This window comes from Streptomyces sp. NPDC040718, from assembly GCF_055593565.1.
In genome coordinates, this window is sequence record NZ_JBVIXO010000015.1 from 117,553 (window position 1) to 129,972 (window position 12,420).

The window sequence follows — 12,420 nt, forward strand, 5'->3', positions numbered from 1 at the left end:
TCGTCGCGTCGCTTCGCGATGGCCTTCGGCCACCCTTGACCGACCGACCCGCCCCGGAAAGCCGAAAGACTGCCGGGAAACCCCCAAAAGAACGGTCACCGGGCAGGAGGAGGGGAGCGGCCGCGTCAGCGATGAGACGAGGGGCCGGGCGTCGGCCCGCCGGGCATCCGGGCCCTCAAGAGTCGCGATTCCGGGCGAGGGCGCGGCTACCCGCACGAGAGGCTGACCAGAGCCCCCAGCGGAGCACCCAAGCGCACCAGATCGCTACGCGCTCCTCCCGGCTTGGCGTCCGGCGACCGCCTGGGGCTGATACCCGCACCAGAGGATGACCAGGGCAGCGCGGGGAGGGCGCGGGCGCGGCAGATCGCTACGCGCTCCCCATCGCTCGGCGTCCGGCGACCGTCTGGGGTTGATGGCCGCACTGGGGGACGGCCAGTGGCGGCGCGGGGAGGTCAGCGGGGGGTGAGGAGGCAGAACTCGTTGCCTTCCGGGTCGGACAGGACCTTCCAGTGGATCGCGGACTGATCGATGCCGGGGTCGGTGGCGCCCAGGGCGCGGAGGCGGGCCGCTTCTGCTTCCAGGTCGCCGCCGGGGTAGGGGGCGACGTCGAGGTGGACGCGGTTCCACCCGCTCTTGGTGTCCGGGGTCCGGATGAACTCCAGGTAGGGGCCCACGCCTTGAGCGGATCGCAGGGTCGCCTGGTCGTCGGTGACCTCGTGCAGCGCCCAGTCCGTCGCCCGGCCCCAGAACCGGGCCATCTCCCGGGGATCGGTGCAGTCGACCACCACCGCGGCGATCGGCCCCGTGTCCCGGTAGACGGGGCGGGGCTCCAGGACGCAGAACTCGTTGCCCTCCGGGTCGGACATGACGGTCCAGGGGACGTCGCCCTGTCCCACGTCGGCGAGGGTGGCGCCGAGGTCCTTCAGGCGTGCGACCAGCTCCGCCTGGTGGGCGGCCGAGGTGGTGGCCAGATCGATGTGCACCCGGTTCTTCCCCGTCTTGGGTTCCGGGCGGGCGATGAGGTCGATGCAGACGGCCGCGGGGTCGGGGTAGGAGTAGTCCGGGGGTTCGAGGTTGGTGACGCCGGGTCCCTCGCTGTCGATGCCCCAGCCGAGTGCCTCCGCCCAGAACCGGCCGAGCGCGGAGTCGTCCCCGGCCTTCATGTTGATCTGCACGAGCCTCGTTGACATGCCTCAGATCCTCGCATTCCAGTCCTTGGCGAGGAGTCCGAGGAGCACCTCGTCCAGGAACTCGCCCAGCACCCACGCCGAGGAGCGGAGTACTCCCTCGCGGACGAAGCCGTTGCTCTCGGCGGCGCGCAGCATCGCCGCGTTGTCGGCCAGCGTTTCGATCTGCATGCGGTGGAAGCCGCGCACGACGAAGCCGTAGTGGCACAGGACCGCGACGACATCGGTCCCGTAACCCTTGCCGCGTGCGGCCGGCAGGAGACCCAGCCCGATGTGCGCGGACCGGTTGTGGGTGTCGATGCCCCAGAACGTGGCGGCGCCGACAAGCGTGCCGCCCTCCAGCTCCACCACGGAGAACTGGACGCTGCTCTCCTTCGTGTCGTCCACGACGAGCCGGGGGTCCTTCGAGCCGGGCGTGATCGGCTTCCACGGCCCGGCTTCGGATCGCGAGCCGTTGACGACGTCGTCGTAGAGCTCGGTCCGCAGGATCGGGATGTCGTCCTCGTGCCGGGCCCTGAGCCCGACCTTGCCGCCTCTAAGCATGCGTGCTTCCTATCGGGCCGGGCTGACCGGCGGCAAACGAATAAGCGATGCTGTACTCATGCAGTGGAAGATCCACGGAGAGCGTCCGATCTACGAGAACGAGTGGCTCGACCTCTGGTTCGCGGACGTGGAGACACCTGACGGAAGCCGCTTCGAGCACCACGTGGTGAAGCTGAGGAACCTGGCCGTGGCGGCCGTTCTCAACGACCGGCGCGAGGTCCTGATGATGTGGCGCCACCGTTTCATCACCGACACCTGGGCCTGGGAACTCCCGATGGGCCTCGTCGAGGCGGACGAGACCCCCGCCGAGGCAGCCGCCCGCGAGGTCCTCGAAGAGACGGGCTGGCGTCCGGGCCCGATGAAGCCGCTCGTCTACGCGGAGCCGGCGGCCGGCATCACGGACTCGCAGCACCACCTGTTCCGTGCGGACGGCGCCATCTACGTGGGACCGCCGACCGAGAAGAACGAGTCCGACCGCATCGAGTGGATCCCCCTGGCGGACGTCCGGGGCATGATCGACCGCCGGGAGATCGTCAGCAGCGGCTGCCTCGTCCCCCTGCTCTACGTCCTCATGGACGAGGGCATCCGCTGACCACTCGGCCGCCGGCCGCCGAGATCAGAGGAGCGCGTAGCGATCTGGTGCGCCCAACGGCTTCCCGGGCCGCTCTGTTCGCTCTCTGGTGCGGGTATCAGCCCCGGACGGTCGTCGGACGCCGAGACGACAGGAGCGCGTAGCGATCCGGTGCGCCCGGGTGCTCCGTAGGGGGCTCTGATCGACCTCTCGTGCGGGTAGTCGCGCCCCTGGTCCGGAATCGCGACTCTTGAGGGCCCGGATGCCCGGCGGGCCGACGCCCGGCCCCGTCGCCTCATCGCTGACGCGGCCGCTCCCCTCCCCCTGCCCCGTGACCGTTCTTTTGGGGGCTTCCCGGCAGTCTTTCGGCTTTCCGGGGCGGGTCGGTCGGTCAAGGGTGGCCGAAGGCCATCGCGAAGCGACGCGACGAAGGAGCGCCCTTGAGGGACCGGCCCGACACGGAAGGACGATGGGACTGACGGGAAACCCCCAAACCGGCTGTGACACGGCCCAGCCGCAACCCCGCCCCCACCCCGTCCCCCTCCAACCCCGCCCCCACCCCGTCCCCCTCCAGCCCGCACCCCCACGCGCCCCCGCCGCGCCGGGCGCCCCCTTCCGGGGCGCTCGCGCCGCCCGGGGTTCGCGCTCGGCGCGCCCCCGCGCGCGCCCGGCGCGCCTGTTGCGCGCCGGGTCCGAGGGTGTCTGGTTATAGATCCCGCGGTCGCCCCGCGTGCATCATTGACGCGGGTAGTTCTTCATCTAAGTTTTCATCTGCGACCGAAATCCTTCTGCTTCAACCCACATTCTGGCTGCGGAGGTTCGCGATGGCGGTACGGACACGCGTCCACCTCGTGCTGGTGCACGGCCTGTTCTCCTCCGCCAAGGTGTGGGCGGGCTTCCACGCCCTCCTCACCACCGATCCCGAGCTGGCCGACTGGGTCAGCGTCCACCGGTTCGAGTACAACTCCTCGCTCGTCCGTCTGCGGCCCGACCGGCGGGTAGCGGAGACCGACGACGTCGCCGACCAGCTCGGCACCTTCCTGGAGACCGAGCTCGCCGAGGCCGAGCGGATCGTGCTGGTCACCCACAGCCAGGGCGGGCTGGTCGTACAGCGGTTCCTCGCACGGAAGTTGTGGCACGGCGCGGGCCGGGAGCTGGCCCGCATCAAGCACTTCACGATGTTCGCCTGCCCCAACACCGGCTCCGGGTTCTTCCTCACCGTCCGCAGCTGGCTCAAGTTCTGGAACAACCCCCAGGAGAAGCAACTGCGCCCCTTCGACCGGGCCGTGACGGAGGCGCAGCGCACCGTCCTCGGCGCCGTCGTGCACGGGCGGGTGTACGGCGACCAGGAATGCCCCATACCGGTGCGGGCGTACGGGGGTTCCGGCGACGAGATCGTGCCGCCCGTCGTCGCGCACGGGGTGTTCCCCAAGGGCGGGGTGATCGACGCCGACCACTTCTCCATCGTGCAGCCCGCCGACCGCGGCGCCGCCCCCTACAAGGCGGTCCGCGCCGCGCTGCTGGAGGCGGCGCACGGGCCGGCGGAGGGGCCCGCGGACGGGGCCGGGCTGCTCGCGCCCCGCTCCCCCGCCGAGGCGGCCGGGCGGCCCTCGCTGCCGCCGCCCGCCGCCGGGGAGCTGGACCTGGCGCCGTTCCCGCCGCCGCCGTACGGGCCGCTGGAGGAGGGCAAGTTGAAGGGGCAGGAGCGGCTGAGCCTGGTCGCCTCGCTGCTGTCGGAGCAGGCCCGCCAGCAGGTGCACGTACTGTCCGGGCTGGGCGGGTCGGGCAAGAGCCGGCTGGCGCTGGAGGTCGCCGACCGGGCACAGCGGGCGGGGCACCGGGTGTGGTGGGTGTCGATGCCGGAACTGAGCCTGCGCATGCGGATGATCGCCCGGGACCTCGGGGCCCCGTCGATCACGGTGGAGCGGGCCTGGCTGCTGGGCACGGCCATGGACCTCGTGTGGACGCTGCTGAACGCGTGCCCGGACCCCTGGGTGCTGATCTTCGACAACGCGGACGACCCCGAGCGCCTCGGCCCTCCCGAGGGCCAGGTCGCGGACGGCGCCGGCTGGCTGCGCCGCCCGCAGAACGCGAAGGGAACGGTGCTGGTCACCAGCCGGGTGCGCCGCCAGCAGACCTGGGGCGAGACCAGCGCCGTCCACCACGTGGTCCCGCTCGGCGAGGAGGACGGGGCGTCCATGCTGCTGGAGCGGACGGGCGGCCTGGGCGGTACGAACGAGCAGGCGCGCCGGCTGTCGCGGCAGCTGGGCGGGCTGCCGCTGGCGCTGCGGCACGCCGCGGACGTGATCAAGGCGGTCAGCGAGAGCCGGATCTCCCTGGACAGCGACATCCGGGACTTCGAGACGTTCGGCCGGGCGGTCGCCGCACGGGTCGACGCCGCCCCGGGCCAGGCGGGCCCGGACCTGAGCGAGCTGCTGGGCCGGGAGATCGTGGAGAAGGTCTGCGGGATCGCCATGGACCTGCTGAGCAGCCAGGAGCGGGCGCAGGCGGCGACCCTGCTGAAGGTGTTCGCCTGCCTGAGCATCGCGCCGGTCCCCTACCGCTGTCTGCTCGGCGATCCGCCGCTCTCGCAGTCCCCGCTCTTCCCGGGGATCACCCCGGCGCGCACCTACGCGGCGCTCGCGGGCCTGGAGGAGTTCGGGCTGGTGGACTTCTACGAGCGCGAGGGCGTCGCCGAGCGCGACCTGGCCCACGTACTGACCCTGCACCCCGTGGTGCACGGGGTGCTGCGCGAGGACCGGGAGGTGCGGGACCGGCCCGCGGACTACTACGGGCTGGCGGTGCGGATGGTGCTCCAGGCCACCCACCAGCGCAATCCCGACCACCCGGCGAACTGGCCGCTGTGGGCGGCGCTGGCCCCGCACGCGCTGGAGGTGGCGCGGGCCTGCCTGCTCGGCGACCTGAAGCTGTCGGACCGCACCGTGCGCACGGACGCGCTGGAGCTGGCGCGGCTGACCGCCCGCTACCTGATAGCGACGGGGCTGCTGGGGCCGGCGCACGACCTGGTGATCCCGATGGTGGAGCGCTGCTCCTCCTTCGGCTTCGACGTCGACGACCGGGAGATCCTGGGGCTTCGGCACGAACAGGGCCGCATCCATCTGGACCGGGAGCAGCTGCCTGAGGCCGAGCGGCTGCTGGCGCGGGTGGTGCTGGCGCGTACCCGGATCCTGGGGGAGAACCACGCCGACACCCTGGCCAGCCGGCACAAGCTGGCCCGTGCGATCAACGAGCAGGGGCGGGCGGCGGAGGCCGAGGAGATGCTGCGCTCCATCGTGGAGGCGGAGAACGAGGTGCGCGGCCCGGAGCACTACGACACCTTGGTGGTGCGCCACACCCTGGCCCGGGCGATGGGGGCGCAGGGCCGGAATGCGGAGGCGGAGGCGGAGGCCTGGCAGATCCGGGACATCAGCCGGCGCAACCACTGGCCGCCGTCGACGCCGGAGATCCTGCGGGTGCGGGAGACGCTGGCGCACGCGCTGCTGGGGCAGGGCCGGGCGCAGGAGGCGGAGCAGGTGATCCGGGAGGCGCTGCGGGACGCCGCTCAGCCGCCGGACTCCTACATGGTGATGCGGCTGCGGCTCACCTTCGTGTGGGTGCTCCTGGGGATCGTGGGGCGTACGCCCGAAGCGGTGAACGAGCTGACGGCCCTGGTGCGCGACCTGAACCGGGTGGTGCCTTCGGAGCAGCTGCTGTCGGTGCAGGCCAGGGATCTGCTGGAGAAGACCCGGCGGGAGATGCCGGGCTGAAACCTCCCTCTTTTCATACGAGTTGGACGGAACTCCAACGGCCGGTGCGGGCTTGCGCGTAGCCTGACGTTGCCTCACCCTGTGTGACGCGTCCCACACCGAAATGCACGGAGGTCCGCCGATGACTGCTGTCCCGACCGATTCGAACGACGACCATTCCCTCAGATGGGGTGCTCCGGGGAGCGACCTGGAGCAGATGCAGGCGGAGGTCGGCCGGCGGATCGCGATGGAAGCGCTGGAGGCCGGACGCCAGGCACTGGAGCTCGACGCGAAGACCGCGTTCCGCGCGACCAGCGGGACGCATCCCGGATAGGTGCCATTGTTTTCTGTTGTCTTTCCGACGCCGGGGGGCGATCGAATGACGTCAGGGCAATCCTCAGGGCGAACCACTCAGAGTGCGTTACCGGCCCCACCGCACGATCCGTTCTTCCGCGCCGTGACCGCGCCGGCGTTCACCCACGAGCTGCTCGCCGGGCTGGCCGCCGGGCGGTACGCGGCGGTCCGGGTCCCCTCCTTCCTGCCGCGCGAGCGGTGTGACGAGGTGCTCGGCGCGCTGCGGGAGCAGGTGTTCGACTCGTACGGACAGGCCCGCGTCGATCCGCCGGTGATGCGGTTCGGAGTGGGCGTCAGCGACCACATGGCGGACGGAGGGGTCGCCGACACCTACTGGAAGGCGATGCAGGGGCACCACGAGGCCTGGCAGGGCCTGGGCCTGTCGTTCGATCCGTTCCGCACTTCCCGGGAGGCGCTCGCCGCGGCCTGGCCGGGCGGGGTGGCGGTGGGCCGCAGGGGCGGCGTGGAGATGGGCGACGGGGTGGCCCGGGAGCCGAACCAGGGGTTCCAGGTCCATTTCGACGACGCGCTGCGCGAGTACGACGGCGACCTGCTCGACGAGCCGCTGATCGGGCAGTTCGCGTTCAACCTGTACCTCAGCGTGCCGCCGGAGGGCGGTGAGACGGTGCTGTGGAGGCACCGCTGGCAGCCCGAGGACGAGGTGCACCGGCTGTCGGCCCGGTACGGGTTCGACGAGGCGGTGGTGGCCGGTGCCGAGTCGATCGAGCTGGCTCCGGAGGTCGGCGAGGCGCTGCTGATCGATCCGCGGTTCTTCCACGCGGTGCGGCCCAGTCGCGGGGACCGCAGGATCGCGCTGGGGTTCGCGGTGGGGCTCGGTACGTCCGGGCAGCTGCTCACCTGGGCGTGACGGGCGGCCGTCCGTCGTGCCGCGGGCCCGCCCCGCCGGTCGTCAACTTTCGGGCGCAGCAGGGTTTTTGACGACCGGGTGACGGGCCCGCTACGTTCGGGCGATGGACCTCTTGCGCTACGTGGCCTTCAGCACCGACCCGCTGGGCGGGAACCCGGCGGGTGTGGTGCTGGACGCCACCGGCATGGACGAGGCGACGATGGCCGCGGTCGCGGCGGACGTCGGCTACTCGGAAACGGCCTTCGCCGTGCCCCGCCAGGACGGGGCGTTGGACATCCGCTACTTCAGTCCGCAGACCGAGGTGCCGTTCTGCGGGCACGCCACCATCGCGACCGCCGTGGCCTACGCCCAGCGGCACGGTGTCGGGGACCTGCTGCTGCACACGCAGGCGGGCACGGTCCCGGTGACGACCTCGGCCGGTCCGGACGGCGGCGTGGTCGCGACGCTGGTGAGCGTGGAGCCGCGTACGGAGCCCATCGCGGACGCCGACCTGGCGGAGCTGCTGGCCGCGCTGCGCTGGTCGGCGGCGGACCTCGATCCGGCGCTGCCGCCGCGGGCCGCGTACGCGGGTGCCTGGCATCCGGTGATCGCGGCGGCGAGCCGGGAGCGGCTCGCCGACCTGGACTACGACATGCCCGCGCTCAGCGGGCTGATGGCGCGCTGCGGCTGGACCACGATCACGCTGGTCCAGAGGGAGTCGGCGGACGTCTTCCACGCCCGCAACCCGTTCCCGCCCGGCGGGGTGGTCGAGGACCCGGCGACCGGCGCGGCCGCGGCGGCCTTCGGCGGGTACCTGCGGAGCCTGGGCCTGGTCGAGCTGCCGGCCGTACTGACCGTCCACCAGGGCGTCGACATGGGCCGCCCGAGCCTGATCGAGGTGGGCATCCCGGCGGACCCGGCGGCGGGCATCGAGGTGACGGGCACGGCGGTCCCGATCGCCTGACGCCCCTGCCCTGGCCGGGCGGTTTCCGAATTCCGGCGGGCCGGAGCCCGATGGCCCGGCGGTCGGCCTGCACCCGGCGACCGATCTCCCTGAGGGCCCCGGCCTTTGCGCGGAGGGCGGATCCCGGCGGCCGGGATCCGGATCGAATCGGGGCGGGGCGGGGCGTGCCCTCAGGGCCGGTCGGTGACCTCCAGGACGATTTCGATCTCCACCGGGGCGTCCAGCGGGAGGATGTCCATCCCGACCGCGCTGCGGGCGTGGCGGCCCGCTTCGCCGAAGACCTCCACCAGGAGCTCGCTCGCACCGTCGACCACCCCCGCCTGGCGGGTGAAGCCGGGTGCGGAGGAGACGTACCCGACGACCTTGACCACCCGCACCACGGACTCCAGCGGGGCCACCGAGTCGGCGGCGGCCAGCGCCGCCAGCGCGCACTGGCGGCTCAGCTCCCTGGCCCGCTCCGGGGACACCTCGGCGCCGACCTTGCCGGTCAGGGTCAGTTCCCCGCCGGTCAGCGGGATCTGACCGGCGACGAACACGTGGATGCCGCTGCGGACGGCGGGCACGTAGGCCCCCTTGGGGGCGCTCACCTCCGGCAGCCGTAATCCGAGCTCGGCTAGCCTTTCGCGGACGTCAACGCTCATGGCACCCCCTGGTGACCTCGACCTGACCTGGTCCCGCCTCGACGGCTCGCACCATCGTCCCACCGCGGAAGGCCTCTTGGGGCGGGCTCCGCCCTTGTGGCACCGGCCCCGGCGGCGATCTGCTACCAGTCCAGCCGGTCCAGCGGGCGGCCGTCGGGGGCGATGCGCAGGTCGCGGTGGGTGTGGTCGAGGTCGATGATCCGGACGTGGTCCGGGTCGGGCCAGTTGGCTTCGAGTACGCCCTTGGTGAATTCGAACTCCGGGTCGAGCCGGTACTCGGCGACCGGCCAGCGGCGGGCCGTCGGGAAGGTCCCCGCGTCGACGTAGATCCGCCAGACCGGGTCGGTCAGCGCCGAGGTCTGCTCCACGACCAGCCGCCGGGCGGAGCCGTCCGGCGCGGGGACGTCCCACTCCGGCATCGGCATCGGATCGGTGACCACCCCGTACGCGGGGACGGCGAGCGCCCCGAGGACCGCCGCCAGGGCCAGCCCCGCCCCGGCCGCCCTGCGCACCTCCGGGCGGCGCGAACGCAGCAGGGCGGCCCCCGCGAGCGCGAGGACCGCCAGGCCGGCCAGCGGTACGGGGTGGTTCAGGTCGGCCAGCAGGGCCGGGCCGCCGGGGTGTTCGTACAGCGGGGCGGCGACCGCGGTCGCGGCGGCGGCCCCGGCGAGGGCGACGAGCCCCCGCCCGGCTGCTCTGAGCGTGTCCATGACCCCGCACCCTAACCGCGGGGTCCTCAGGCCGGCCGGTTGGCCCAGCTCCAGCCCCGCAGCCCCGGGTCGGCGAGCGCGGCGGCGAAGGCGGCGTGCGCCGCCTCCTCGGTGGTGCCGGGCGGCGGGGTCAGCCGCAGGGAGACCGTCCCGCCGGGGAACTCCGGGGCGTAGCCCCAGTCCGCCGGCAGTAACGAGAGCAGCCGTACGGCCGCCAGCTCCGGCGCCGCGCCCTCGGGGCCGCGGCCGTCCGGGACGACGACGAAGTGGTACGTGGTGGTGGTGCGCATCGGGGTCTCCTGGAAGGTCATCGGGGGCCCGGCGCGAGGAACGGCAGACCGGGGCCAGCATCGCCCAGCGCCGCCTCGACCGCGAGGAGGACACCGGCCGATCCCGTGGCCAGGTCGGCGGACAGGCGCAGGGTGTGGTCGCCGTAGAAGGCCAGGTGGCCGTCGCAGCGCACCGCGTGCCAGCCGAGGGCGTCGAGGTGGCGCGAAACGGCCCGGTCGGTGGCGGCGGAGCCGTCGTGCAGGTGGCGCAGGGCGAGCAGGGCGCCGGCCCGGCCGTGGAAGAGCCCGGCGTTGAGCATGAAGGACGGGCCGGCCTGCTCGCGCAGAGCGTCCCGGGCCAGGGTGAGCTCCGGGTCCGGCAGCAGGCGCGCCGCCTCGTGCAGCACCATGGCCAGGCCCGCCCCGCCGAAGGCCAGGAACGGCACCTTCCAGGCGGCGTCCTCGGAGCCGGCCGGGCCGCCGTCCCCGGACCAGCCCGCCTCCGCGAGGTCGTGGCGCAGCAGCTCGCCCGCCACGTGGAGGTATTTGGGCTCGCCGGTGGCTCCGTGCAGCCGGAGCATGAGCAGCGCACCGCCGGACGCGCCGCGCAGCAGCCCGGGCCGGGGGCGGCCGACGACCCTGCCCGGGGCCTGGTCGGCGATGAGGGCGGCGATCCGGGCGGCCTCGTCGGTCTCGCCGAAGTGCAGGTGGGTCAAGCCGATGCCGGCGAGTCCTCCGAAGAGGCTGTGGTCGAGGTCGTCCAGCGGGGCCTGCACGACCCGGTCCAGGACGGCGGCCGCTTCGTCGGGCCGGCCGAGCCGGTCCAGGGCGTAGGCGACGCCGCTGAGCCCGTCGTAGAAGCCGGGGCCCATGTCCGCGGCGCGGGCGGTGGCGTCCGTCAGCCAGGACACGTGCTCGTCGGCGGGGGTGTGCCCCAGCTCGGCGAGGGTCCACAGCACGCCGGCCGCGCCGTGGGCGAAGGAGGCTCCGCCGCCCGGCACCGTGAACTGCTCGACGTCGCCGGGGAAGAGCCGGTCCTCGCGCCGCGGGGTGGCGCTGGCCAGCAGGTCCTCGGCGAGGGTGGTCCGCAGCGCGGGCCAGCTGCCGGCGGTGGGCGCGGTCCACAGGGGCCCGGGGACGGGGTCGGGGAGCTGCCCGGGGTGCGGGTCGGGGCCGAGGTCGGCCAGGACCTGGCCGGCGAACCCGTCGGGGACCGGGAAGTGCTCGGTGACCAGGCCGATCAGCTGGTCCACCTTGGCGCGGGACCAGGTGGCCATGACCGTCAGCGGCAGGAAGACGCCGATCCGGATGCAGCCGAGGGCGTACCGGTCGACGGCGGTGCCCCGGTAGCCGGCGGGGGCGCGGAAGCCGGGGGCGCCGATGGCCTGCGCGGACTCGTCCTCGGCGGGGGTGGCGGTCTCCAGGTCGATGAAGGAGATCGTGTCGTCGGGCCGGACCAGGATGTTGTTGGGGTGCAGGTCGCCGAAGACGACGCCCTTGGCGTGCATGGCCGCGACGCCCCGCTCGACCTGGTCGACGATCTTCAGCGCCCAGTCGGCGTAGGCGGCGTACGCGCCCTCGGTGCGGTCGTCGCAGACGAGGGGGTTGCGGCTGAGGAGCTCGCGGGCGAGGGGCTTGCCGTCGACGTACTCGCGGGCGAGGAACCAGTGCTCGTTGCCCTTGCGGTAGTCGACGACCGGGGGGATGCAGTCGAGTCCGGCGAGCTCGTCGAGCGCCCAGTGCTCGCGCTGGAGGCGGGCCACCGCGTCGGCGCCCTCCTCGTCGAGGCCGGCCAGCGGGCGGGCTTCCTTCAGCAGTACGGTGCCGCCGTCGCGCGTGTCGGTGGCCTGGTAGACGCCGCCGCCGTTGGAGAAGTGCAGGGCCTTGGTGGCGCGGAACGGAAAGTCCTGGAGGGTGGCCGCGTTGCGGGCGGCGAGGGCCTCGCCGAGGAAGGCGGGCAGCTCCACCCAGGACGGCGGCCGGAAGGACGGGCCGCGGACGTCGGGCACCAGGCGGCCTTCGGGGTCCTCGATGCAGTGCACGAGCTCGCCGGTCTCGGAGCGGCCGAGCCGGGAGACGAAGCCGCCGTAGCGCACGTACAGCGGGCCGGAGCGCCAGCGCAGGTCGCTGAGGATGGTGGGCCCTGCCTCCCCGTCGAGGAGGTCTCCGAGGCCGCGCAGGATCCGCTCCAGCTGGGCCTCGCCGCCGGGGTAGACGGTGAGGAACTTGCCGCTGCTGCCGCGGTCGCCGTACTTGCTGTTGCGCGTCTTGAGGATGCCGGCGCTGCGGATGAACTTGAAGGTGACCCGCTCGGCGACGCAGAAGTCCCGGACGAGGCCGAGGACCCGGTCGGCGTTCTCCAGGGTGGCCGACACGTGGATCTTCCAGCCCTGGCCGGGGAGCACGGTGCCGGGCGGGGTCATCAGCACCCAGTGCGTGTTGTCGTTGCGCGTCCAGCCCTCGGGGAGGGGGCCGGTCGCCGCCGGGAAGACGCCGGCGTCGGCTTCGGCGGTGGCCGGTACGTCGTAGAACGGATTGCCGGGCTGGCAGTAGTTCATGTAGCGAAGGTCCATGGTGCACTCCGTTCT

The 12,420-nt window shown here is 73.1% G+C and carries 11 protein-coding genes; 5 read left to right on the forward strand and 6 right to left on the reverse strand.

Features of this window, described 5'->3' with window-relative positions; all coding sequences use genetic code 11:
• Positions 1 to 452: 452 nt before the first annotated feature.
• On the reverse strand, positions 453 to 1,190 hold the full coding sequence (locus ACZ597_RS29530; RefSeq protein WP_471336343.1) for a VOC family protein: 738 nt from the start codon (positions 1,188 to 1,190) through the stop codon (positions 453 to 455).
• A gap of 3 nt (positions 1,191 to 1,193) precedes the next feature.
• A complete protein-coding gene (locus ACZ597_RS29535; RefSeq protein ID WP_471336346.1) occupies positions 1,194 to 1,730 on the reverse strand; it encodes a GNAT family N-acetyltransferase in 537 nt (178 codons plus the stop codon).
• A gap of 58 nt (positions 1,731 to 1,788) precedes the next feature.
• Here ACZ597_RS29535 and ACZ597_RS29540 point away from each other — a divergent pair, with 58 nt between their 5' ends.
• From ACZ597_RS29540 to ACZ597_RS29560, 5 genes are all read left to right on the forward strand, one after another.
• The gene (locus ACZ597_RS29540) at positions 1,789 to 2,322 is read left to right on the forward strand and encodes an NUDIX hydrolase (RefSeq protein ID WP_471336349.1); all 534 of its coding nucleotides are present in this window, start codon (positions 1,789 to 1,791) and stop codon (positions 2,320 to 2,322) included.
• An 803-nt stretch (positions 2,323 to 3,125) separates the two neighbouring features.
• A complete protein-coding gene (locus ACZ597_RS29545) occupies positions 3,126 to 6,068 on the forward strand; it encodes an alpha/beta hydrolase (protein ID WP_471336352.1) in 2,943 nt (980 codons plus the stop codon).
• Positions 6,069 to 6,189: 121 nt separating this feature from the next.
• Positions 6,190 to 6,381, forward strand: a complete 192-nt coding sequence (locus ACZ597_RS29550; RefSeq protein ID WP_470972717.1) for a hypothetical protein — start codon at positions 6,190 to 6,192, stop codon at positions 6,379 to 6,381.
• A gap of 123 nt (positions 6,382 to 6,504) precedes the next feature.
• Positions 6,505 to 7,269, forward strand: coding sequence for a 2OG-Fe(II)-dependent halogenase WelO5 family protein (locus tag ACZ597_RS29555; RefSeq protein ID WP_471336356.1), 765 nt, complete (start codon positions 6,505 to 6,507; stop codon positions 7,267 to 7,269).
• Between the two features lie 103 nt (positions 7,270 to 7,372).
• Positions 7,373 to 8,212: a PhzF family phenazine biosynthesis protein gene (locus tag ACZ597_RS29560; protein WP_471336359.1), complete on the forward strand. Its 840-nt coding sequence runs from the start codon at positions 7,373 to 7,375 to the stop codon at positions 8,210 to 8,212.
• Positions 8,213 to 8,382: 170 nt separating this feature from the next.
• Here the strand turns inward: ACZ597_RS29560 and ACZ597_RS29565 are convergent, their stop codons facing one another.
• From ACZ597_RS29565 to lanKC, 4 genes are all read right to left on the reverse strand, one after another.
• Positions 8,383 to 8,853 (reverse strand): RidA family protein, encoded by a 471-nt coding sequence (locus tag ACZ597_RS29565; RefSeq protein WP_471336362.1) that lies wholly within the window; start codon positions 8,851 to 8,853, stop codon positions 8,383 to 8,385.
• Between the two features lie 122 nt (positions 8,854 to 8,975).
• A complete protein-coding gene (locus ACZ597_RS29570; RefSeq protein ID WP_471336365.1) occupies positions 8,976 to 9,563 on the reverse strand; it encodes a hypothetical protein in 588 nt (195 codons plus the stop codon).
• Between the two features lie 26 nt (positions 9,564 to 9,589).
• Positions 9,590 to 9,853: a hypothetical protein gene (locus ACZ597_RS29575; RefSeq protein WP_471336368.1), complete on the reverse strand. Its 264-nt coding sequence runs from the start codon at positions 9,851 to 9,853 to the stop codon at positions 9,590 to 9,592.
• 17 nt (positions 9,854 to 9,870) lie between these two features.
• A complete protein-coding gene (lanKC, locus tag ACZ597_RS29580) occupies positions 9,871 to 12,405 on the reverse strand; it encodes a class III lanthionine synthetase LanKC (RefSeq protein WP_471336371.1) in 2,535 nt (844 codons plus the stop codon).
• Positions 12,406 to 12,420: the final 15 nt, after the last annotated feature.